This window comes from Enterobacter sp. MEB024 (assembly GCF_030209635.1).
Lineage (GTDB): Bacteria > Pseudomonadota > Gammaproteobacteria > Enterobacterales > Enterobacteriaceae > Enterobacter > Enterobacter ludwigii.
On the sequence record NZ_JARVRQ010000015.1, the window covers coordinates 379,822 to 401,420 of the forward strand.

Genomic DNA, 21,599 nt, shown 5'->3' on the forward strand with positions numbered 1-21,599 from the left:
TGTTGAGTTAGCCGTTCAGTTTTTTGGCGAGGCCTGCGACATACTCACCCTGATAGCGGGCGATAGTGAGCTCTTCGTTGCTCGGCTGTCGGGAGCCATCGCCACCGGCAATGGTGGTGGCGCCGTACGGTGTCCCGCCACGAACCTGGGAAATATCAAACAGTTCCTGCGCGCCGTAGCCAATCGGCACAATCACCATCCCATGATGAGCAAGGGTAGTCCAGGTTGACGTAATCGTCTGCTCCTGACCGCCGCCGGTCCCGGTGGAGCTGAAGACGCTGGCGAGTTTGCCGTATAACGCTCCGGATGCCCAAAGTCCTCCGGTTTGATCGAGGAAGGTCCGCATCTGGCCTGACATATTGCCAAATCGGGTAGGGGTGCCGAAAATAATGGCATCGTAATCAGCCAGTTCCTGCGGGGTGGCAACCGGGGCATTTTGTGTTTTCCCCCCGGCTTTGGCGAACGCCTCAGCCTGCATCGTTTCCGGTACGCGTTTCACCACAACTTCTACGCCGTCCACTCTGTTTGCACCTTCTGCTACCGCGTGAGCCATGGTTTCAATGTGTCCATACATGGAATAATAGAGCACCAGAACTTTTGCCATTTTGCATCACTCCTCGTTTGTGTTTTCTGACAGCGGATCGCTGCGTTCATTTAAAGATAAGTCATCACAGCCAGACTGCAAAAATGAACGGCATTTCTTTGATTTATAACAATATGGATACAAAAGCGCTTTGTAGCAAAATGAAACAACTTTCCCGCTGCGGATTTTTAAAATGATAAGAAAGGCTTATAAATGGCCGTCGCGTAATCTCACCCGAATGGCTGAGATCATGTTGCAGAATATTACCTCTGACTTGCCGGATAGCCGCATTCCACTAAGCTTAATTTCACGTGGCACAGATAAAGGCACTGTCCTTCAGCCGCGCGGTGAAAGAATCCTCTTTTACTGAATGCAATATGATGTCTAATGTTTCACACTCTGGAGGTTAGAGATGGCAAACCATCGTGGTGGTTCAGGTAATTTCGCTGAAGACCGTGAAAGAGCATCAGAAGCAGGTCGTAAAGGTGGCCAGTCTAGCGGGGGGAATTTCAAAAATGACCCTCAGCGGGCATCAGAAGCTGGCAAAAAAGGGGGCAAAAACAGTCATGGCAGCAATAAGTAATACGCCGGGCTGATACCCTGCCGCCGGGATCTCCCGGCGGTTTTTTATTTCTGCAACATTGAACTGTCACCAAAGGCATCGCACACTAGAGGATTGATGCTTATTTGCTGGTGCCGCATGTCTCTCTCCCGTTTCACATTCTCCGTCAAACCTCAGGAAGCGCTTCTCATTCTGATCACCATGTTCTGGGGCGGAACCTTTCTCGCCGTCCAGTACGCGGTCACGCTGAGCGGTCCGTTCTTTTTTGTCGGCCTGCGCTTTGCGACGGCGGCGATTGCCGTGGGGTTACTCTCGCTTAAAACCTTGCGTGGGCTGACGCTTAAAGAACTGAAGGCCGGGGTGGCCATTGGGGTTGCGATTGCCATGGGCTACAGCCTGCAGACGTGGGGATTGCAGACCATCACCAGCAGCAAATCGGCGTTTATCACCGCCATGTATGTGCCACTGGTGCCGTTACTGCAATGGCTCTGTCTGGGGAGAATACCGGGTCTGATGTCCTGCACGGGGATCGTGCTGGCGTTTGTTGGCCTTATCTTGCTTGCCGGGCCGGAAAATAACCTGCTGGCGCTGGGGCCGGGCGAAATCATTACGCTGGTGGGCGCTATCGCGATTGCCGCGGAAATTATTCTGATCAGCGCCTGGGCTGGCAAAGTGGACGTCAAGCGCGTCACCGTGGTTCAGCTGGCGACCGCGTCGCTGGTGGCTTTTGCCACCATGGTGCCGGCAGGGGAGTCTGTTCCGCCGATGTCTACCGGGCTGGTTGTGGTGGCGCTGGGGCTGGGTATCTTTAGCGCCATTATCCAGGTCACCATGAACTGGGCGCAGCGCAGCGTTTCCCCGACGCGTGCGACGGTTATCTATACCGGTGAACCGGTATGGGCGGGCATTTTCGGGCGTATCGCCGGAGAGCGTTTACCGCTGCTGGCGCTGGTGGGTGCGGCGTTTATTGTCGCCGGCGTGCTGGTGAGTGAGCTGAAGCTGAAACGGAAGAAAAAAGCGCTGCCTGAGCGTGACAGCGCTGCGATAAATCAAGAGTCCTGATGTACCACGTCGCCCTGCGGTGCAGCCGCTTCCCGGCGGCTCAGCAGGGCGTTAAGCAGGATTGCGCCAAAGGTTGCGGTGCCAATCCCACCAAGGGTGAAGCCGCCCAGCGTCAGGGCAAAATCTCCCGCCCCCAGCACCAGCGTGACCGCCACCATAATCAGGTTGCTGTTCTGGCTCAGATCGACACGATGCTGCACCCAGATGCGTGCCCCGGCAACGGCAATCAGACCAAATACCACAATCGATGCCCCACCAATCACCGGCGCGGGAATGGTGTGGATCAGCGCGCCGAATTTCGGTGAGAAGCCGAGGAGCATCGCCATCACCGCTGCCGCCACGAAGACCAGGGTGGAGTAAACTTTGGTCACTGCCATCACACCAATATTTTCAGCGTAGGTCGTTACGCCGCTACCGCCGACCGAGCCGGAGAGCATGGTAGCCAGACCGTCGCCGACAAAGGCGCGGCCCATGTAAGGGTCCATGCTGCGCCCGGTCATACCCGCAACGGCTTTCAGATGGCCTAAGTTTTCTGCCACCAGGATCACCGCAACCGGCGCGATTAACATCATCGCCTGCGTGTTAAAGACCGGAGACGTCACCTGCGGCAGGCCGAACCAGGCGGCGTTATGCAACAGTGTAAAATCAACCGGCTTGCCCAGACCGAAGACGTTTGCCAGCAGGGCGTACACCAGACAGGCAACGATTAACCCCACCAGGATCAACAGTCGCTGGATCATCCCCCGCGTAAACACCGCCACCAGGCCAATGCAGAGTACCGTGATCACCGCCATCCAGCTTTCAAAGGGCGAACCGGAGACGCTTCTGACGGCTATTGGCGCAAGGTTCAGACCAATTGCCATCACCACAGCCCCGGTGACGACGGGAGGCATCATCCGCTCTATCCAGCGCGTCCCGACCTTCATGACCACCAGGCCAATCAGCGTGTAGACCAGCCCGCAGGCGATAATGCCGCCGAGCGCGACGCTCAGATTCGGGTTGATACCCTGACCGTTAAAGCCGGTGGTGGCGATGACCACGCCGACAAACGCAGCGCTGGAACCAAGATAGCTGGGCACGCGCCCGCCGGTGATGAAAAAGAACAGCAGGGTACCGATACCCGACATCAGAATGGACAGATTGGGATCAAGCCCCATCAGCATGGGCATCAGCACCGTTGCGCCGAACATCGCGACCGCGTGCTGAACCCCCATCACTAAGGTTGGCCCGAGCGGGAGCCTTTCATCCGGCGCGACCACGCCAGGTTCTGTAGAGGTCGATTTCAACTGCCAGTGGGGAAAACCGAACATTGCCATGAGCTGACTCCTTAAGGAGGGTTAACAGGCGGGTCGCATAAGCGCGTGATAGCCGCGGTCAAACCACACCAGCCCTTGCGGCGCGGGGTGGCGAATAATCGAAACGATGTCGCAAAACAGGATGTCGTGCGTGCCCACGCTCACCACCTGGCTGATACGGCAGTCAAACGAGGCCAGCGCCTCCTCCAGACGCGGGCACCCCGTTTCGCCGGTCTCCCAGCGCGCGGCGGCGAAGCGCTCGTCCATCGGGGTTTTCCCCCCAAACAGGTTTGATAGCGGCTCTTGTCCGGCGCTCAGGGTATTGACGCACAGGGTGCGGTTTTCACTGAAGGTCGGCCAGACGGATGCGCCACGGTTCAGGCATACCAGCAGCGTGGGCGGTGAATCCGTTACGCTGCACACCGCGCTGGCGGTGAAACCCGCCATCCCGGCAGGACCGTCGGTGGTGATGATATTGACCGCCGCACCGACGCAGGCCATGGCATCACGGAAGGTTTGTTTATCGGGTGTCATCATGGTGGCTCCTTATGCCAGTGCGCATGCGTCTTCAAAGGCCAGACGCGGCAAACGGCCGTAGAGTTTGCTGGTATCGCCATAGCCAATATTGATAAGCAGATTACTTTTCAGCGACGTGCCGGTGAAAAACGCGTCGTCGACTTTTTGGCGATCAAAGCCTGACATCGGGCCCGTATCGAGCCCCAGCGCCCGACAGGCGAAAATCAGGTAAGCCGCCTGCATCGCGCTGTTGCGAAAGGCTGTCTCTTCGGCAAGCGCCGGGCTTGAGGTAAACCAGCTCCGCGCATCCCCGTGGGGGAACAGGGCGGGAAGGCGTTCATAAAATTCACTATCCCAGGCGACAATCGCCGTGACCGGGGCGGTGAGGGTTTTCTCCAGGTTGCCGCTGGAAAGCGCCGGGCGCAGTTTTTCTTTTCCCTCTGCGCTTCGTACAAACACAATCCGCGCTGGCGAGCAGTTGGCGGACGTGGGACCCCATTTCATCAGGTCGTAGATCTCGCGCAGCGTCTCGTCGCTGACGGGGATCGCCTGCCAGCCGTTATGGGTGCGTGCGCCGGTAAACAGTGATGCCAGCGCGCCAGGGGTAATCGCTTCGCTCATCAGGGCTCCTTATAAAGCGGGTTCAGGGCTGTGCAGCAGGCTGGCAAGCCCGTTCAGCAGCAGCGTATTAAAAGTTTCTGGCTCGGTGACGTTGCAGGCGTGCCCGCCCTGGCGCATTACCACCTTGTGGCTGCCGGGGATGGCCGCCTGCAGCTCAGTGGAACAGACCGCAGGGATGAGCAGATCGTCGGCGGAGCAGATAAGGTGTACCGGGCAGTGAATGCGTGAGGCATGGCGACTGAAGTCCGCTTTCTTCAGGGCATTCAGCCTGTGCAGCAGGTTGTTTTTGCCCTGGAAGTGGGCCAGTGCCAGGGCCTCTTCGGCCTCCAGGCGCGGCGCGCGGGCGGCCATCCAGTCGGCCGGGTAAAGAAACAGCGGCTGCGCCTCTACCCACGCCTGTGCGCCGCCTGCATGAAGCAGGCGTTCACGGATCTGGAAACAGCGTCGGGTATGAGCATTCAGAGTGAGCCAGCCGTTCACGCACACCAGCGCGCTGAGGGCATCGGGGTGGTCGAGCGCCAGCTGCAGGCCGATCAGCGCCCCCAGCGCATGACCCACGACGCAGTAACGAACGATCCCGGCGGCATTCAGCGCCCGGGCCAGCTCGTCGGCCATCATCGCCAGGCTGTAGGCTTCCGGCAGCACGTCGGGATTATTGCCCGTCCCGCGCTGGTCGTAGCACACCACCTGGTACTCTTGCTCCAGGACGGCAAGCTGCGGTAGCCAGTAGCTGCCGCCCCCGCCAAGCCCGGCAATCAGGACAACCGTGGGCGCGCCGTCGTAAGGGGGAGGTGAGACAGAGAGCTTCATGGCCGCCTCACTTTGCGATGTGTGCAACGGTCGCGATTTCAACCAGCGCATCTGGCTTCACCAGCCCACACTGAATGCAGAACCGGGCCGGTTTATCACCGGGAAAGAACTCGGCGTAAATGTCGTTAATCGCGGCGTAGTTTTTCCAGTCGGTGATAAAGATACTGTTGAACGTCACATCCTCCATTGTGCCACCCGCTGTTTCGATCACTTTTTTGATCGTCTCCAGCACGTGGCGGGTTTGCGCCTTTGGGTCGTTGGGGTAGACCACGTTATTGTGCTGATCAAACGGCAGCGTGCCGGATACATACACCACACCATCGGCCAGCGTGCCGGGCACGAACGGGGCAATCGGGGTACTGTTTCCTGGCGGAATAATCACGGATTTCGGCATGGTCTTGTTCCTCAGGCAATACGGGCTAACGGTGGATTCAGGGCGTCGCAAAAATCCGCGACGTTGCTGACCCAGCCAAAAAAGGTTTCGATGTTGAACAGGGCCGCTTGCTGCGCAAACGCCGGCCCGGCCTGATGGGTGGCGTCTTCCAGCACCACGCCAAAATATTCCAGGAAGAAGCCGTCGCGCAGGGTGGATTCCACGCAGACGTTGGTAGCGATGCCGGTAAAGACCAGATGACGGATCCCCCGGCTGCGCAGCAGGCTGTCGAGCGGGGTGTTAAAAAAGCCGCTGTAGCGCGGTTTGGGCAGCACGATATCGCCTGCCTCTGGCACCAGCTCATCCACCAGCTGGTAATCCCAGCTGCCTTTCGCCAGCAGTGTGCCCTGCAGTTCGGGCCGTTTGCGCATGGTTTTCAGGGCGTTCGATTTATGGAAATTGGGAGATCCCGGGCCACCGGCCTCCACATATTGATCGTCCCAGCCGTTCTGGAACCAGACGATCAGCATGCCTGCCGCGCGGGCTGCGTTGACGGCGGTTTTAATGTTCTCAATCACCGGTCGGGTGGCGGAGACGTCAAATCCCGCCAGATCCAGATAGCCGCCCTGGCTGGCATAGGCGTTTTGCATATCCACCACAATCAGGGCGCTTTGGTGCGGCGCAAAGGTGATGGCTTCCGGACGTGCTGCAAGCGTGGTCATTACGCGACCTCCTTTGTGATGGCAGGAATGTGGGCGCGGCACTGCATCAGCGGCTGAATGCGCTCGCCGAATGTTTCCACACCGGTCAGGAACTCATCGAAGGTCAGCAGCACGCCTTCCGCACCGGGCACGGCGGCCACTTCATCGAGCATTCTGGCGACGCTGGCATAGGAACCGACCAGCGTGCCCATGTTGATGTTGACCGCTGAGGTCGGGTCGGCCATCTGACGGACGTTGGTGTCCGAGCCGGAACGGGTATCTTTCTGGCTCTGTTCGGTGAGCCAGCTCAGCGCTTCATCGTCCGCGCCCGCCTTATACCGTTCCCATTTCGCGCGGGCGGCGTCGTCGGTTTCGTCGGCAATGACCATAAACAGGACATAGGAACCCACATCGCGACCGGTTTTGTCCGCGGCCTCTTTCATGCGTGCCGCGGTCGGGGCGAAGGCGGCTGGGGTATTCACGCCTTTGCCAAAGCAGAAGTTGAAGTCGGCGTATTTAGCGGAGAATTCCATTCCTGCGTCGCTCTGCCCGGCGCAGATCACTTTCATCGGGGCGGAAGGCTGCGGGCTGACGCGGCAGTCGTTCATGGTGAAGTAATCACCTTTGAAGTCGCTTTTGCCGGTGCCCCAGAGATCGCGCAGCACCTGCACATACTCGGTCAGGTAGTCGTAGCGGCGGGAGAAATACTCGTCGCCCGGCCAGATCCCCATCTGCTCATATTCAGGTTTTTGCCAGCCCGTAACCAGGTTAACGCCAAAGCGACCACCGGAGATGGAGTCGATGGTGGAGGCCATTCTGGCAACGATCGCTGGCGGCAGGGTGAGGGTGGCGGCTGTCGCGTAGATCTGAATGCGCGAGGTGACGGCTGCCAGCCCGGCCATCAGGGTGAAGGACTCCAGGTTGTGATCCCAGAATTCGGTTTTTCCGCCGAAACCCCGCAGCTTGATCATCGAAAGTGCAAAATCGAAATGGTAGTGCTCCGCCTTTTGCACAATGGCCTTATTCAGCTCAAAAGTAGGCATGTATTGCGGGGCGGTGGTCGAGATTAGCCAGCCGTTGTTGCCGATAGGTACAAATACGCCAATTTTCATCACGAACCTCTCTTTACGACGTTGCAGGTAAAGAGGGTTTTGCAAAGGCAATGCCAGTTTTGAAAATGGCTTTGTTATTAATGTGTTAATCAATGGTTGGTTAATTGAGGTATGCAAATGTGGACTAAATGGTCAAAAACATTGCACAGAAAACAGGCATTCATGCGCGATCGGAGTGCAGAGTGTCGTGGTCGGTGAGGGGTTTTGCTATGCTGATGGCAACGCAAAATATGGAGAGCGGGAATGACACAAGGTGCAGTGAAAACACCCGGTAAACGTTCGCAGGCGGTCAGTGCGAAGAAGCAGGCCATCCTCGGTGCGGCGCTGGAGACCTTTTCGCAGTTTGGTATTCATGGCACGCGCCTTGAGCAGGTGGCGGAACAGGCCGGGGTGTCGAAAACGAATCTGCTCTACTACTACCCGTCGAAAGAGGCGCTTTATATTGCGGTGATGCAGCAGATCCTCGATATCTGGCTGGCGCCGCTCAAGGCGTTTCGCGAAGAGCTTGCCCCGCTGGTGGCAATCAGGGAGTACATTCGCCTGAAGCTGGAGGTGTCGCGTGATTATCCGCAGGCGTCACGGCTGTTCTGTCTGGAGATGCTGCAGGGCGCACCGCTGTTGCAGGCGGAACTGACCGGGGATTTAAAACAGCTGGTTGACGAGAAATCGGCCATTATTGCCGGATGGGTGGCGGGCGGGAAGCTGGCTCCAGTTGACCCACATCATCTGATCTTTATGATTTGGGCCTCCACTCAGCATTACGCTGACTTTGCGGCCCAGGTTGAAGCGGTGACCGGTAAAACGCTCCAGGATGAGGCGTTTTTCCACAGCACGCTGGAAAACGTTCAGCAGATGATCATTGAAGGGATCCGCGTGCGTTAGTTTCCCGGCGGAAGAGGGCAGCTTAAATCGCCCTCTTCACACTGCATCAGTGAGGCAAGAAACGCTTCACGCTCAACGGTTTTTTCGTTCAGGCACTGGCTGATGATCATCGGCTGGACGCTGCCTCCCTCAGTACCCGACCCGATAAAGTTGCAGTCGGCATCGCGCAGGGCAATCCACGCCTGCTGTGCCTTTTTCAGAAGCTCACGCTGTGGGGCTTCTGCGCGTTTGATGGCAGCCTGATACGTCTGATTCAGTTTTTTATCGGCTGCCTGGTACTGCTGCGCCGTACAGGTGTTCATTTCAAGCTGGGTGGTCGCATTTGCGCACTCTTCTGCCAGCGCGTTCGCGCTCAGCAGCAATGCAGCCCCCGCGATCAGATATCTTTTCATCATCCCCTCCATGTAAAAAAGCCGGATGCGCTGTGCTTATCCGGCCCTGGGTTTTTTTGTCACCCCGGTAAGCGTAGTGCCACCGGGGATATTTTACACGATTAACCGATTGTCATCAGGCTCGCGTTACCGCCCGCCGCCGCGGTGTTCACGCTGAGCGAGCGTTCAACGTACAGACGTTCCAGCAGCAGATTGGTTTCGCCGCGGGCAAAGCCCTGCACCGAAACAATCGCACCGCTGCGGGCCGCCACCTGCTCGCACAGTTCGCGCAGCTGGTCGGAATCACCGTGATAGATAACGGCATCAAACGGCTGAGTCAGCAGAGCATCGGGCTTCGCAAAATGAATGCGGGCAGAGACCGCTTTCGGCAGCTGTTTCGCGAGGTCACGATGCAGTGCATCTTCCGGCCACAGCACTTCACAACCGGTTGCAGCAGCGGCGGCCAGCTGGACCAGCGCATCCTGCTCGTTGTCCGCCACGCACAGCACGCGCTCGCGCGGCATCAGCGTCCAGGTGTTGCGCTCACCGGTTGGCCCCGGCAGCAGGCGCTGGGTACCCGCCTGCGCCAGTTCGCCATACTGCTGTGCGACAGCGCGCAGTTCCGGGCGTTTTTCTGCCCACGTGATGAGCGCTTCAAGCGGCTGTGTCAGCACGGCCTTCAGCTGCGCGTCCACCGGACGTTCGGCATCCTGACGTGCCAGCGTCACGCCGAGCGCATTGTCCGGACGGTTTGCCAGCAGACGGTACAGGTAGAGTGGACCACCGGCTTTTGGACCGGTACCTGACAGACCTTCACCGCCGAACGGCTGTACGCCCACCACCGCGCCGACCATGTTACGGTTGACGTACAGGTTGCCTACTTTAGCGCTGCCGGTCACCTGAGCGATGGTCTCATCGATGCGGGTATGCACGCCGAGGGTCAGGCCATAGCCGGAGGCGTTAATCTGTTCAATCAGCTCGTTGAGGTTGTTACGGTTGTAGCGCACCACGTGCAATACCGGGCCAAAGACCTCTTTTTTCAGCTCGTCGAAGCTGGCCAGTTCAATCAGCGTTGGCGGCACAAAGGTGCCGGTCTGCCACTCGCGGGCATCCTCGCTGTTTTCACGCACGGCCTGGAAGACCGGACGGCCTTTGGCGCGCATGGTCTGAATGTGGTTTTCGATATTTGCTTTGGCTTCCGCGTCGATAACCGGCCCGATATCGGTCGTGAGACGACCCGGGTTACCCATACGACATTCGCCCATCGCGCCGCGCAGCATCTTCAGCGTGTGGTCTGCCACGTCATCCTGCAGACACAGCACGCGCAGGGCGGAACAGCGCTGGCCCGCGCTGTCGAAGGCGGAGGCGAGAACATCGACCACCACCTGCTCGGTGAGCGCGGAGGAGTCGACGATCATGGCGTTCATGCCGCCGGTTTCAGCGATGAGCGGCGTTGGACGCCCCTGTGCATCAAGACGGGTGGCGATGTTGCGCTGCAGCAGGGAGGCCACTTCAGTTGAGCCGGTAAACATCACGCCGCGCACACGGTTATCGGCGGTCAGTTTCGCCCCGACCGTTTCACCGCGGCCCGGCAACAGCTGTATGACACCCGCAGGCACGCCCGCTTCCAGCAGAATGTTAATACCCTGAGCGGCAATCAGCGGGGTCTGCTCCGCCGGTTTTGCCAGCACGCTGTTGCCTGCGGCAAGTGCGGCGGCAATCTGGCCGGTGAAGATCGCCAGCGGGAAGTTCCACGGACTGATACACACCACCGGACCGAGAGGACGGTGGGTTTCGTTATCGAAATCATCACGAACCTGGCCTGCGTAGTAGTGCAGGAAGTCGACCGCTTCACGAACTTCGGCAATGGCGTTGCTGAAGGTTTTACCTGCTTCGCGCACCAGGATCCCGATGAGCGACTGCATCTGGTCTTCCATCAGCACCGCAGCACGTTCCAGAATGGCGCCACGCTCTTGCGGCGGCGTCGCGAACCAGATTGGCGCGTTATTCACCGCGCTGTCCAGCGCCTGATCCACTTCTGCTTCGGTTGCTTCCCGCACGTAGCCGACGATATCTTTTGGCTCCGCCGGGTTAATCACGGGCTGCATTTCGCCATCAGCGACGGGCTGCTCCAGAATCGGTTTGGCCTGCCATTTCTGCAGCGCGCTGTTGAGCAGGGCGGAGGAGAGGGAGGCCAGACGGTGTTCGTTCGCCAGGTCCAGGCCCGCGGAGTTCACGCGACCTTTGCCGTACAGTTCACGCGGCAGCGGGATCTTCGGATGCGGCAGGCCAATCTGACCTTCCTGGGCCGCCATCTTCTCAACCGCCTGCACCGGATCGGCAACCAGTTCGTCAAGCGGCAGGGTGGTATCGGCGATACGGTTAACGAAGGAGGTGTTCGCCCCGTTCTCCAGCAGACGACGCACCAGGTACGCCAGCAGGGTTTCATGGGTGCCCACCGGGGCATAAATACGGCACGGACGGTTCAGTTTGCCATCCGCCACTTTACCGGTGACCTGCTCGTACAGCGGTTCACCCATGCCGTGCAAGCACTGGAACTCATACTGACCCGGATAGTAGTTCTGTCCGGCCAGGCTGTAGATGGCCGCCAGGGTGTGGGCGTTATGGGTGGCAAACTGCGGGTAAATCAGGTTCGGCACGCCGAGCAGTTTTTTCGCGCAGGCAAGGTATGAGACATCGGTGTAAACCTTGCGGGTATAGACCGGATAGCCTTCCAGACCTTCCATCTGGGCGCGTTTAATTTCGCTGTCCCAGTAGGCGCCTTTTACCAGGCGGATCATCAGGCGACGGCGGCTGCGGCTTGCCAGGTCAATCAGGTAATCAATCACGAACGGACAACGTTTCTGATACGCCTGGATAACGAAACCAATTCCATTCCAGCCTGCCAGCTCCGGCTCGAAGCACAGTTTTTCCAGCAGATCGAGGGAGATCTCCAGGCGGTCGGCCTCTTCGGCATCGATGTTGATACCGATGTCGTACTGGCGCGCCAGCAGGGTCAGGGATTTCAGGCGCGGATAGAGCTCTTCCATCACCCGGTCGTACTGCGCACGGCTGTAGCGCGGATGCAGGGCCGAGAGCTTGATGGAGATCCCCGGGCCTTCATAAATACCGCGACCGTTTGACGCTTTACCAATGGCGTGAATCGCCTGCTGGTAAGAGACCATATAAGCCTGCGCGTCGGCGGCGGTCAGCGCCGCTTCACCCAGCATGTCGTAAGAGTAGCGGAAACCTTTATCTTCGAGCTTACGGGCGTTGGCCAGCGCTTCCGCGATGGTTTCGCCGGTAACAAACTGCTCGCCCATCAGGCGCATCGCCATATCCACGCCTTTGCGGATCAGCGGTTCACCGCTCTTGCCGATGATGCGGTTCAGGGAGCGAGAGAGGTTGGCTTCGTTATGAGTCGAGACCAGTCGGCCGGTAAACAGCAGGCCCCAGGTCGCCGCGTTGACGAACAGCGACGGGCTGCGGCCAATGTGTGACTGCCAGTTACCGTTGCTGATTTTGTCGCGGATCAGTGCGTCACGGGTGGCTTTGTCAGGAATACGCAACAGCGCTTCCGCCAGACACATCAGCGCTACGCCCTCCTGAGAGGAGAGGGAAAACTCCTGCAGCAGACCCTGTACCATTCCGGCGCGGCCGGTGGCATTTTTCTGGTTACGCAGTTTGTCGGCAAGCTGATACGCCAGGCTGTGCGCCTGAGAGGCAATGGCTTCTGGCAGACGGGCCTGCTCCAGCAGCATCGGTACGGCGTCGGTTTCGGCACGACGGTAAGCACCGGTAATGGCGGCGCGGCTGACCGACTGAGGCAGGATCTGCTCGGCGAATTCAAGGAACGGCTGATGGTTTTCGTCAGCAGCGGCGGAAACCTCATCACTTTCATTGGCTGCACCCGCCAGCAGCGCGGGCAGCTCTGGCAGCCCCTCATCGCTTTCGAGTCTTTCGAGGTAGTTAAAAATCGCCTGCTTGATTAGCCAGTGCGGCGTGCGGTCAATGCGGGTTGCTGCGGTCTTAATCCGTTCGCGGGTTGCGTCATCCAGCTTAACCCCCATGGTGGTCATACCCATGCCAAAGCTCCTGTTGTTCTGTCGTCGTGTGCTATCGATAGCGTGAAATATCCACCATGTTGCAACTTTGTGCAACCGTGTTAAATGTGACCTGGTTTGCAACCCAGGAAATGAATGGATTGTTAAGAGATGGTTAGCTGGAAAAAAGTGCTGGCTTCTGGATGAGAGGCCTGTTTTTATGCGGGACTTAACACTTTTAAAAGGTGCAACCCGTAAAAGCGTGAGCGAGTGCAACCTATACGAAAGACGTATAAAACCAGGGATGAATTTGATGTAAATGCAGTGTTAAATCGTTTGTGTGCGAGCACTGCTTACGGCAGGATACGCGCGGCCAACAGAAACACATACACACATCACTACGTTCCGGTGATGACATAACAAGGCAACCCGGACGGTTGTCGCTCGACATTTTGGAGAATTTAAATGGCAATTAGCACACCGATGCTGGTGACATTTCTCGTTTATATATTTGGCATGATCCTGATAGGGTTTTTGGCATGGCGTTCAACAAAGAACTTTGACGACTACATTCTGGGCGGGCGTAGCTTAGGGCCGATGGTCACCGCACTCTCTGCGGGCGCGTCCGACATGAGCGGCTGGCTGCTGATGGGGCTGCCGGGGGCGATTTTCATCTCCGGTATTTCTGAAAGCTGGATCGCCATTGGCCTGACCGTCGGGGCATGGATCAACTGGAAGCTGGTTGCGGGCCGTCTGCGCGTGCATACCGAAGCCAACAACAATGCGTTGACCCTGCCGGATTACTTCACCGGACGCTTTGAAGATAACAGCCGCGTGCTGCGCATTATCTCTGCGCTGGTTATCCTCGTGTTCTTCACCATCTATTGTGCCTCTGGCATTGTGGCCGGTGCGCGCCTGTTCGAAAGCACCTTCGGCATGAGCTATGAAACGGCGCTGTGGGCCGGTGCTGCGGCAACCATTCTCTATACCTTCGTGGGCGGTTTCCTGGCCGTAAGCTGGACTGACACCGTGCAGGCGAGCCTGATGATCTTCGCTCTGATCCTGACGCCAGTCATTGTCATCTTCACCGTCGGCGGCTTTGCTGATTCGCTGGAAGTGATTAAGCAGAAGAGCATTGAAAACGTCGACATGCTGAAAGGGCTGAACTTTGCCGCCATCGTTTCTCTGATGGGCTGGGGTCTGGGCTACTTCGGTCAGCCACACATTCTGGCGCGCTTCATGGCCGCTGACTCTCACCACACGATTGTTCATGCCCGTCGTATCAGTATGACGTGGATGATCCTCTGTCTGGCGGGTGCCTGTGCGGTTGGCTTCTTCGGCATCGCTTACTTCAACAATAACCCGGCGCAGGCAGGTGCAGTAAACCAGAACGCCGAGCGTGTGTTCATCGAACTGGCGGGCATTCTGTTCAACCCGTGGATTGCCGGTATTCTGCTCTCCGCGATCCTGGCGGCCGTGATGTCCACCCTGAGCTGCCAGCTGCTGGTCTGCTCAAGTGCAATCACCGAAGACCTCTACAAAGCGTTCCTGCGTAAAGATGCGAGCCAGAAAGAGCTGGTATGGGTGGGGCGTTTCATGGTGCTGGTGGTGGCCTTAATTGCCATTGCGCTGGCGGCAAACCCTGAGAACCGCGTGCTGGGCCTGGTGAGCTACGCGTGGGCGGGCTTTGGTGCGGCGTTTGGTCCGGTGGTGCTCTTCTCGGTGCTGTGGTCGCGCATGACCCGCAACGGCGCGCTGGCGGGGATGATTATCGGTGCGCTTACCGTGATCGTCTGGAAGCAGTTCGCCTGGCTCGGTCTGTACGAAATTATCCCGGGCTTCATCTTCGGCAGTATCGGCATTGTGGTGTTCAGCCTGCTGGGTAAAGCGCCTTCTGCCTCAATGCAGAAACGTTTTGCTGAAGCAGACGCACACTATCACACTGCACCGCCGTCTAAGCTGCAGGCTGAGTAATCTTTTTCGCTGATAGTCAGGCCGGGTAAGCGCGCGCGCTACCCGGCTTTTTTCTTGCCAAAATCCGCAATTTACGATGATATCGCTGTGCTTATAACAATGAGGATAGCGAAGCATGACAATCAAAACAGGGGTAATGGCAGCGGCAGTATTGATGCTGGCGGGCTGCAGTGTGCCGTCGCAACACGCGGCGATGGAGACCTGCAAAGCGGATAACCAGATGCAGCAAACCACGCTCTATTTCGGGCTAAACCGTCCCGCAGGGGCGCAAATCACCACCGGCGAGTGGCAGCAGTTCGTTGACCAGGACGTGACGCCGCGTTTTCGCGATGGCCTGACGGTCTTTGATGCGCGCGGGCAGTGGCTGGGTAACGACGGGAAAGTGGCGCGTGAACCGAGCAAGGCGCTTATGCTGATCCACGGTAAAGATGCGCAGAGCGAGAAGAATATTGAAGCGTTGCGCGGTATTTATAAATCACGCTTCGCGCAGGAGTCGGTGATGCGGGTCGATCAGCCGGTGTGCGTGCAGTTTTAATGAAAGACGGCGGGAGAACCCGCCGTTATCGCTTACAGCACCAGTCCTGCAAAGCTGGCGGACAGCAAACTGACCAGCGTCGCGCCATACACCAGACGTAAGCCAAAACGCGATACCACGTTCCCCTGTTGCTCGTTCAGGCCTTTGATCGCCCCGGCCACAATGCCGATAGAGGCAAAGTTAGCGAACGACACCAGGAAAACGGACAAAATGCCCAGTCCGCGTGGTGACATCTGATGCGCAATTTTTTGCAGCTCAATCATTGCCACAAATTCATTTGCGACCAGCTTGGTTGCCATAATACTGCCGGCATTCAACGCGTCGCTCAGCGGAATACCAACCAGCCACGCCAGCGGATAAAATACATAGCCCAGGATCTGCTGGAAGCTCATACCAAATACGCTGGAGAAGAGGGCGTTAACGGCGCTAATAAGGGCAATAAAGCCAATCAGCATCGCCAGAATAATCATCGCCACTTTAAAACCGGCCAGAATATACTCGCCAAGCATTTCGAAGAAGCTCTGGGACTCGTGCAGCTTTTCAAGCTTGATGTCCGGCTCTGCTTCCGGGCGCGCCGGGTTGATAATGGAGAGAATAATAAAGGTGCTGAACATGTTCAGGATGAGCGCGGCAACGACAAATTTGGCGTCGAGCATGGTCATATAGGCACCGACAATCGACAGAGATACCGTCGACATGGCCGTGGCCGCCATGGTGAAGAGACGACGAGAGGAGAGGTCGCCCAGTACACCCTTGTAGGCAATAAAGTTTTCAGACTGTCCGAGGATCAGCGAGCTCACCGCGTTGAACGATTCCAGCTTACCCATGCCATTCAGTTTTGACAGCAGTGTCCCGATCACCCGAATAAAAATCGGCAGAATTCGCCAGTGCTGAAGAATACCAATCAGTGCGGAGATAAAAATAATCGGGCAAAGTACGCCGAGGAAAATGAACGCCAGTCCTTTTTCACCCATCCCGCCAAAGACGAAATTGGTGCCTTCAGCCGCGAATTTCAGCAGTGACTCAAAGAATCCCGAGACATATTTAATAATGAACAGCCCGCTTTCGGCATGCAGGAAAAAGAACGCCAGGGCTATTTCAATGACAATCAGCTGTAAAACAAAACGAATGCGAATTTTTCGGCGGTCGAAACTCACCAGCCAGGCAAGCGCAAGAATAATCACCAGCGCCAGCAGGAAATGGATAATGTTAAACATGGTTAATTTTCAGTTGGTTTTTGAGGCAGATATTTAGCCACAGCACTGATTAACCGTAAATGGGCATTTTCGCTATAACTTATAAACTTAACGATAACGCCAGCAATTATTACCAGGCTGGGTGTTTACAACTCGTCATCAAAACAACACACATTTCGCTTGTTTTTCTTGCTGGCGTAATGATAATCACTATCACAAGAATTTACCTTTCTTTGCATCAGTTGACCGCGATAAACATTTAAGGTGTCGGCATGTTTGTTCCATTTCTCATTATGTTACGTGAAGGTCTCGAAGCGGCCCTCATCGTCAGCCTCATCGCCAGTTATCTGAAGCGAACCCAGCGTGGACGCTGGATTGGTGTCATGTGGATTGGGGTATTCCTCGCCGCAGCACTCTGTCTGGGCCTTGGCATTCTTATCAATGAAACCACCGGTGAGTTTCCCCAGAAAGAGCAAGAGTTGTTTGAAGGGATCGTGGCCGTTATTGCCGTGGTAATCCTTACCTGGATGGTGTTCTGGATGCGTAAAGTGTCCCGCAACGTGAAGGTGCAGCTGGAGCAGGCGGTGGATAACGCCCTGCAAAAGGGCAATAACCACGGCTGGGCGCTGATCATGATGGTCTTTTTCGCCGTGGCGCGGGAAGGGCTGGAGTCGGTTTTCTTCCTGCTGGCGGCATTTCAGCAGGATGTGGGGATCTGGCCACCGCTGGGTGCGATGCTGGGTCTGGCCACTGCGGTGGTGCTGGGCTTCCTGCTCTACTGGGGCGGCATTCGCCTTAACCTGGGTGCATTCTTTAAATGGACTAGCCTGTTTATTCTGCTGGTGGCCGCTGGGCTGGCGGCGGGGGCGATCCGCGCTTTCCACGAAGCGGGCCTGTGGAATCACTTCCAGGAAGTGGCGTTCGACCTCAGTAACGTGCTCTCAACGCACTCCCTGACCGGTACCTTGCTCGAAGGTATTTTTGGTTACCAGGAAACGCCGAGCGTCAGCGAAGTGGCGATGTACTTTATCTATTTGGTTCCGGCGCTGGTGCTGTTTGCCATGCCGCCGCGCACCGGCACTCAGACGTCGCGCGTTGCGCCGTAATCTGTCTGCATTAGTTACAACATACTTTTAAAGGGAAGAGTCATGGCAATTCAGTTCCGTCGTAGTGCGTTATGCGCAGGCATTGCCGCGCTGTTCGCTTCAGCATTTTCCGCCTGGGGCGCGGATGTTCCGCAGGTCAAGGTTTCGGTCAATGATAAGCAGTGCGAGCCAATGACCATCACGGTCAACAGCGGCAAAACCCAGTTTATTATTCAGAACCACAGCCAGAAGGCGCTGGAGTGGGAAATCCTGAAAGGCGTCATGGTGGTGGAAGAGCGTGAAAATATCGCGCCGGGCTTTAGTCAGAAGATGACCGCCAACCTGCAGCCGGGTGAATATGAGATGACCTGCGGGCTGCTGACGAACCCTAAAGGCAAGCTTATCGTGAAGGGCGACGCCACGGCCGACGCCGCAAAAGGCACGGCCCTGTTGAGCCTGGGTGATGCGATTACTGCTTATAAAGCGTATGTCATCAAAGAGACGGCGGACCTGGCTACCGGTACCAAAGCCTTCACCGATGCAGTAAAAGCGGGCGATATCGCGAAAGCGAAATCCCTGTATGCGCCAACCCGCCAGCATTACGAGCGGATTGAGCCGATTGCCGAGTTGTTCTCTGACCTGGATGGCAGCATTGATGCCCGTGAAGATGATTTTGAGCAGAAAGCCGCCGACCCGAAATTTACCGGCTTCCACCGTCTGGAGAAAGCCCTGTTTGGCGATAACGCTCTTAAAGGGATGGATAAATATGCCGATCAGCTGAACAGTGACGTGCTTGAGCTGCAAAAACGCATCGGCGAGCTGGCCTTCCCGCCATCAAAAGTGGTGGGCGGTGCCGCGGGTCTGATTGAAGAAGTGGCGGCAAGTAAAATCAGCGGTGAAGAAGACCGTTACAGCCACACCGACCTGTGGGACTTCCAGGCGAACGTCGATGGCGCGCAGAAAATTGTCGATCTGCTGCGTCCTCAGCTGCAGAAAGATAACAGCGAACTGCTGGCGAAAGTGGATGCCAACTTCAAAAAAGTCGACACCATTCTGGCGAAGTACCGTACCAAAGACGGGTTTGAAACCTACGATAAACTGACCGATGCCGACCGTAACGCGCTGAAAGGCCCGATTACCACACTGGCGGAAGATCTCTCCCTGCTGCGTGGCGTACTGGGTCTGGATTAAGCACGATGAACAAGCAGAATGAACACGACGTGGTGGAACCTTCACGTCGTCGATTGTTAAAAGGGGTAGGGGCGCTGGGGGGCGCCCTTGCTCTGGCCGGAGGATGCCCGGTGGCGCATGCGGCGAAACCGCAAAGTGCTCCAGGCACGCTGTCACCCAATGCACGCATGGAGACGCAGCCTTTTTATGGCGAGCATCAGTCGGGCATTCTGACGCCACAGCAGGCCTCCATGATGCTGGTGGCTTTTGATTCGCTGGCAAGCGATAAAGCCGATCTTGAGCGTTTGTTCCGCCTGCTGACGACGCGCATCGCGTTTCTCACCGCCGGTGGTCCGGCGCCGGACACGCCTAACCCGCGTCTGCCGCCGATGGACTCCGGTATCCTCGGGGCATTTATCGCTCCGGATAACCTGACGATAACCGTTTCGCTCGGTGAGTCGCTGTTTGATGCGCGCTACGGGCTGGCAAAACAGAAGCCAAAAGCGCTGCAGAAAATGACGCGTTTCCCGAATGACTCTCTGGATGCTGCTCTCTGCCATGGCGATCTGCTCCTGCAAATTTGCGCCAACACCCAGGATACGGTGATCCACGCGCTGCGCGACATCATCAAGCACACGCCGGACCTGCTGAGCGTTCGCTGGAAGCGGGAAGGGTTTATCTCTGACCATGCCGCCCGCAGCAAAGGGAAAGAGACGCCCGTAAACCTGCTGGGCTTTAAAGACGGCACGGCCAACCCGGACAGCCGTAATGACCCGCTCATGAAAGAGGTGGTCTGGGTGACGGCCGATCAGGGCGAGCCGGCATGGGCTGTGGGGGGAAGTTATCAGGCGGTGCGGATTATTCAGTTCCACGTGGAGTTCTGGGACCGTACGCCGCTCAAAGAGCAGCAGACGATTTTTGGCCGCGATAAACAGAGTGGCGCTCCGCTCGGGATGAAGAACGAGCATGATGTGCCTGACTACGCCAGCGATCCGAATGGCGATGTCATCGCGCTGGACAGCCATATCCGCCTGGCCAATCCGCGTACCAAAGAGACACAATCCAGCCTGATGATGCGTCGGGGATATAGCTATTCACTTGGCGTAACCAACGCCGGCCAGCTCGATATGGGGCTGCTGTTTGTCTGCTATCAGCACGACCTGGAGAAGGGCTTCCTGACCGTACAGAAACGCTTGAACGGGGAAGCGCTGGAAGAGTACATTAAACCCATCGGCGGCGGTTATTTCTTTGCCCTGCCTGGCGCACGCGATCGCAACGCCTATCTCGCTCAAGGGTTGATTGAAGCCTGATAATTGTCCCTGCGATAATTCGCGGGGACATTATTTTTTCATATGCCTGTCCTGCTGTTATATTTCTGTAATATTCCTGTATGAGACTGATTTCCACTGTAGGGACAGTCTTAAAGTTACGTTCAGGTAAAATAAATGTTGCATTTATGATAACTCCTGATGTACTTAAGATAAGACAGCGGTAGTTCCCGGCAGTGATGCTGAATCACTATGGAGATCGCGAATGGTTGCGTCCTGTACTGGACATGGTAAACAAAACACCCGCAGCACCCGGCGCGGAGGCTCAGACTCCGGCAGCGATTTCCTCACCACAAAATTATCCCCCTCGACTCAAGAATCTCTTTCGACCGACGTGCAGAATGGTGCGCGTAGCCGTTCTGTTGCGTCATCCGGTAAAGCAAGCAATGGCTTACAAGGAAGCCAACCCTCTGATGTTCGTGCGCATAATCGTGCTGAAACTGGCACGTGTGATGAATACCAACAACTCAAGGTGCTATCCATGGGAAGACAAAAAGCAGTGATCAAAGCTCGTCGCGAAGCAAAACGTGTGCTGAGACGGGATTCACGTAGCCATAAACAGCGTGAAGAAGAATCGGTCACCTCGCTTGTGCAGATGAGTGGCGTAGAAGCAATTGGCATGGCCCGAGACAGCCGTGATAATTCTCCAATTGTGGCGCGCAATGAGGCTCAGGCGCACTACCTGAATGCTATCGAGAGTAAACAGCTCATCTTTGCAACCGGCGAAGCCGGATGCGGGAAAACGTGGATCAGTGCAGCCAAAGCGGCAGAGGCGCTGATCCATAAAGACGTGGAGAGAATTATTGTCACCCGTCCGGTACTGCAGGCTGATGAAGATCTTGGCTTCTTGCCCGGAGATATTTCAGAGAAGTTTGCCCCTTACTTCAGGCCCGTCTATGACGTGCTGGTGAAACGTCTGGGAGCATCCTTTATGCAGTACTGTCTGCGACCAGAGATTGGCAAGGTGGAAATCGCGCCGTTCGCTTATATGCGCGGACGTACATTTGAAAATGCGGTCGTCATTCTTGACGAGGCTCAGAACGTGACCGCAGCGCAAATGAAGATGTTTTTAACGCGCCTCGGGGAAAACGTGACGGTCATCGTCAATGGTGATATTACCCAGTGCGATCTGCCGTCGGGCGTGAAGTCCGGACTGAGCGACGCCATGTCACGTTTTGAGGAAGATGAGATGATTGGGGTGGTACGCTTCACGAAAGAAGACTGCGTGCGTTCAGCGCTCTGCCAGCGCACGCTGCAAGCGTACTATTGAGTTACCCGTTGTGTTCAAAGCCCGGGAAACCGGGCTTTGTTTTTTGTGCGGGCGTCCTGTCCGGGGAATATAAAAGAAAAAAGCCCGTACTTTCGTACGAGCTCTTATCT

At 56.8% G+C, this 21,599-nt stretch carries 20 protein-coding genes; 9 read left to right on the top strand and 11 right to left on the bottom strand.

Annotation, left to right across the window (positions count from 1 at the left end):
* Positions 1-7 precede the first annotated feature (7 nt).
* Positions 8-604, bottom strand: coding sequence for an NAD(P)H:quinone oxidoreductase (gene wrbA / locus QRN24_RS21550; RefSeq protein WP_014169491.1), 597 nt, complete (start codon positions 602-604; stop codon positions 8-10).
* A gap of 391 nt (positions 605-995) precedes the next feature.
* Here wrbA and QRN24_RS21555 point away from each other — a divergent pair, with 391 nt between their 5' ends.
* A complete protein-coding gene (locus QRN24_RS21555) occupies positions 996-1,166 on the top strand; it encodes a con-10 family general stress protein (protein WP_001273664.1) in 171 nt (56 codons plus the stop codon).
* Between the two features lie 117 nt (positions 1,167-1,283).
* Positions 1,284-2,207: a DMT family transporter gene (locus QRN24_RS21560; RefSeq protein WP_032670558.1), complete on the top strand. Its 924-nt coding sequence runs from the start codon at positions 1,284-1,286 to the stop codon at positions 2,205-2,207.
* Here QRN24_RS21560 and rutG read toward each other — a convergent pair.
* The 7 genes from rutG to rutA are packed head-to-tail and all read right to left on the bottom strand — an operon-like array spanning position 2,195 to position 7,635.
* Positions 2,195-3,523 carry a pyrimidine utilization transport protein G gene (rutG, locus tag QRN24_RS21565; protein ID WP_014169495.1) on the bottom strand — a complete coding sequence of 443 codons (1,329 nt, stop codon included), beginning with the start codon at positions 3,521-3,523 and terminating at the stop codon, positions 2,195-2,197. The genes QRN24_RS21560 and rutG overlap by 13 nt on opposite strands.
* Before the next feature lie 21 nt (positions 3,524-3,544).
* Positions 3,545-4,039 carry an NADH-dependent FMN reductase RutF gene (rutF, locus tag QRN24_RS21570; protein WP_014169496.1) on the bottom strand — a complete coding sequence of 165 codons (495 nt, stop codon included), beginning with the start codon at positions 4,037-4,039 and terminating at the stop codon, positions 3,545-3,547.
* Positions 4,040-4,048: 9 nt separating this feature from the next.
* A complete protein-coding gene (locus QRN24_RS21575; protein ID WP_025204485.1) occupies positions 4,049-4,639 on the bottom strand; it encodes a malonic semialdehyde reductase in 591 nt (196 codons plus the stop codon).
* A 9-nt stretch (positions 4,640-4,648) separates the two neighbouring features.
* Positions 4,649-5,449: a pyrimidine utilization protein D gene (rutD, locus tag QRN24_RS21580; RefSeq protein WP_020884719.1), complete on the bottom strand. Its 801-nt coding sequence runs from the start codon at positions 5,447-5,449 to the stop codon at positions 4,649-4,651.
* A gap of 7 nt (positions 5,450-5,456) precedes the next feature.
* Complete coding sequence (gene rutC / locus QRN24_RS21585) at positions 5,457-5,843, bottom strand: pyrimidine utilization protein C (protein ID WP_232946493.1); 387 nt, start codon at positions 5,841-5,843, stop codon at positions 5,457-5,459.
* Between the two features lie 11 nt (positions 5,844-5,854).
* A complete protein-coding gene (gene rutB / locus QRN24_RS21590) occupies positions 5,855-6,544 on the bottom strand; it encodes a pyrimidine utilization protein B (protein WP_020884717.1) in 690 nt (229 codons plus the stop codon).
* Positions 6,544-7,635, bottom strand: a complete 1,092-nt coding sequence (rutA, locus tag QRN24_RS21595; protein ID WP_025204484.1) for a pyrimidine utilization protein A — start codon at positions 7,633-7,635, stop codon at positions 6,544-6,546. Before rutA ends, rutB begins: the two co-directional genes overlap by 1 nt.
* A 243-nt stretch (positions 7,636-7,878) precedes the next feature.
* Here rutA and rutR point away from each other — a divergent pair, with 243 nt between their 5' ends.
* Complete coding sequence (gene rutR / locus QRN24_RS21600) at positions 7,879-8,517, top strand: HTH-type transcriptional regulator RutR (protein ID WP_020884715.1); 639 nt, start codon at positions 7,879-7,881, stop codon at positions 8,515-8,517.
* On the opposite strand, the gene QRN24_RS21605 is transcribed toward rutR, so the two are convergent.
* Positions 8,514-8,909, bottom strand: a complete 396-nt coding sequence (locus tag QRN24_RS21605; protein WP_020884714.1) for a lysozyme inhibitor LprI family protein — start codon at positions 8,907-8,909, stop codon at positions 8,514-8,516. The genes rutR and QRN24_RS21605 overlap by 4 nt on opposite strands.
* A gap of 101 nt (positions 8,910-9,010) precedes the next feature.
* Positions 9,011-12,973 carry a trifunctional transcriptional regulator/proline dehydrogenase/L-glutamate gamma-semialdehyde dehydrogenase gene (gene putA, locus QRN24_RS21610; protein WP_086463311.1) on the bottom strand — a complete coding sequence of 1,321 codons (3,963 nt, stop codon included), beginning with the start codon at positions 12,971-12,973 and terminating at the stop codon, positions 9,011-9,013.
* A gap of 423 nt (positions 12,974-13,396) precedes the next feature.
* Between putA and putP the strand changes: the two genes are divergently transcribed.
* Complete coding sequence (putP, locus tag QRN24_RS21615; RefSeq protein ID WP_284943058.1) at positions 13,397-14,905, top strand: sodium/proline symporter PutP; 1,509 nt, start codon at positions 13,397-13,399, stop codon at positions 14,903-14,905.
* Between the two features lie 115 nt (positions 14,906-15,020).
* Complete coding sequence (locus QRN24_RS21620; RefSeq protein WP_284943059.1) at positions 15,021-15,440, top strand: DUF3574 domain-containing protein; 420 nt, start codon at positions 15,021-15,023, stop codon at positions 15,438-15,440.
* 32 nt (positions 15,441-15,472) lie between these two features.
* Here the strand turns inward: QRN24_RS21620 and QRN24_RS21625 are convergent, their stop codons facing one another.
* Complete coding sequence (locus QRN24_RS21625) at positions 15,473-16,657, bottom strand: NupC/NupG family nucleoside CNT transporter (RefSeq protein WP_014169507.1); 1,185 nt, start codon at positions 16,655-16,657, stop codon at positions 15,473-15,475.
* A gap of 251 nt (positions 16,658-16,908) precedes the next feature.
* Between QRN24_RS21625 and efeU the strand changes: the two genes are divergently transcribed.
* The 4 genes from efeU to phoH all read left to right on the top strand — a co-directional run bounded on the left by efeU (position 16,909) and on the right by phoH (position 21,489).
* Positions 16,909-17,742: an iron uptake transporter permease EfeU gene (gene efeU, locus QRN24_RS21630; RefSeq protein WP_020884710.1), complete on the top strand. Its 834-nt coding sequence runs from the start codon at positions 16,909-16,911 to the stop codon at positions 17,740-17,742.
* A 42-nt stretch (positions 17,743-17,784) separates the two neighbouring features.
* Positions 17,785-18,912, top strand: coding sequence for an iron uptake system protein EfeO (gene efeO / locus QRN24_RS21635; protein WP_250368769.1), 1,128 nt, complete (start codon positions 17,785-17,787; stop codon positions 18,910-18,912).
* 5 nt (positions 18,913-18,917) lie between these two features.
* On the top strand, positions 18,918-20,201 hold the full coding sequence (efeB, locus tag QRN24_RS21640) for an iron uptake transporter deferrochelatase/peroxidase subunit (RefSeq protein ID WP_020884708.1): 1,284 nt from the start codon (positions 18,918-18,920) through the stop codon (positions 20,199-20,201).
* 499 nt (positions 20,202-20,700) lie between these two features.
* Positions 20,701-21,489 (top strand): phosphate starvation-inducible protein PhoH, encoded by a 789-nt coding sequence (gene phoH, locus QRN24_RS21645; RefSeq protein ID WP_024908976.1) that lies wholly within the window; start codon positions 20,701-20,703, stop codon positions 21,487-21,489.
* Positions 21,490-21,599: the final 110 nt, after the last annotated feature.

Coding starts and splice junctions, on each gene's coding strand:
- wrbA (WP_014169491.1), bottom strand. CDS start 604: ATGGCAAAAGTTCTGGTGCTCTATTATTCCATGTATGGACACATTGAA.
- rutA (WP_025204484.1), bottom strand. CDS start 7,635: ATGAAAATTGGCGTATTTGTACCTATCGGCAACAACGGCTGGCTAATC.
- QRN24_RS21620 (WP_284943059.1), top strand. CDS start 15,021: ATGACAATCAAAACAGGGGTAATGGCAGCGGCAGTATTGATGCTGGCG.
- phoH (WP_024908976.1), top strand. CDS start 20,701: ATGGGAAGACAAAAAGCAGTGATCAAAGCTCGTCGCGAAGCAAAACGT.
- rutG (WP_014169495.1), bottom strand. CDS start 3,523: ATGGCAATGTTCGGTTTTCCCCACTGGCAGTTGAAATCGACCTCTACA.
- QRN24_RS21555 (WP_001273664.1), top strand. CDS start 996: ATGGCAAACCATCGTGGTGGTTCAGGTAATTTCGCTGAAGACCGTGAA.
- rutC (WP_232946493.1), bottom strand. CDS start 5,843: ATGCCGAAATCCGTGATTATTCCGCCAGGAAACAGTACCCCGATTGCC.
- QRN24_RS21575 (WP_025204485.1), bottom strand. CDS start 4,639: ATGAGCGAAGCGATTACCCCTGGCGCGCTGGCATCACTGTTTACCGGC.
- putA (WP_086463311.1), bottom strand. CDS start 12,973: ATGGGTATGACCACCATGGGGGTTAAGCTGGATGACGCAACCCGCGAA.
- rutF (WP_014169496.1), bottom strand. CDS start 4,039: ATGATGACACCCGATAAACAAACCTTCCGTGATGCCATGGCCTGCGTC.
- efeU (WP_020884710.1), top strand. CDS start 16,909: ATGTTTGTTCCATTTCTCATTATGTTACGTGAAGGTCTCGAAGCGGCC.
- rutR (WP_020884715.1), top strand. CDS start 7,879: ATGACACAAGGTGCAGTGAAAACACCCGGTAAACGTTCGCAGGCGGTC.
- rutB (WP_020884717.1), bottom strand. CDS start 6,544: ATGACCACGCTTGCAGCACGTCCGGAAGCCATCACCTTTGCGCCGCAC.
- efeB (WP_020884708.1), top strand. CDS start 18,918: ATGAACAAGCAGAATGAACACGACGTGGTGGAACCTTCACGTCGTCGA.
- QRN24_RS21625 (WP_014169507.1), bottom strand. CDS start 16,657: ATGTTTAACATTATCCATTTCCTGCTGGCGCTGGTGATTATTCTTGCG.
- QRN24_RS21605 (WP_020884714.1), bottom strand. CDS start 8,909: ATGAAAAGATATCTGATCGCGGGGGCTGCATTGCTGCTGAGCGCGAAC.
- rutD (WP_020884719.1), bottom strand. CDS start 5,449: ATGAAGCTCTCTGTCTCACCTCCCCCTTACGACGGCGCGCCCACGGTT.
- efeO (WP_250368769.1), top strand. CDS start 17,785: ATGGCAATTCAGTTCCGTCGTAGTGCGTTATGCGCAGGCATTGCCGCG.
- QRN24_RS21560 (WP_032670558.1), top strand. CDS start 1,284: ATGTCTCTCTCCCGTTTCACATTCTCCGTCAAACCTCAGGAAGCGCTT.
- putP (WP_284943058.1), top strand. CDS start 13,397: ATGGCAATTAGCACACCGATGCTGGTGACATTTCTCGTTTATATATTT.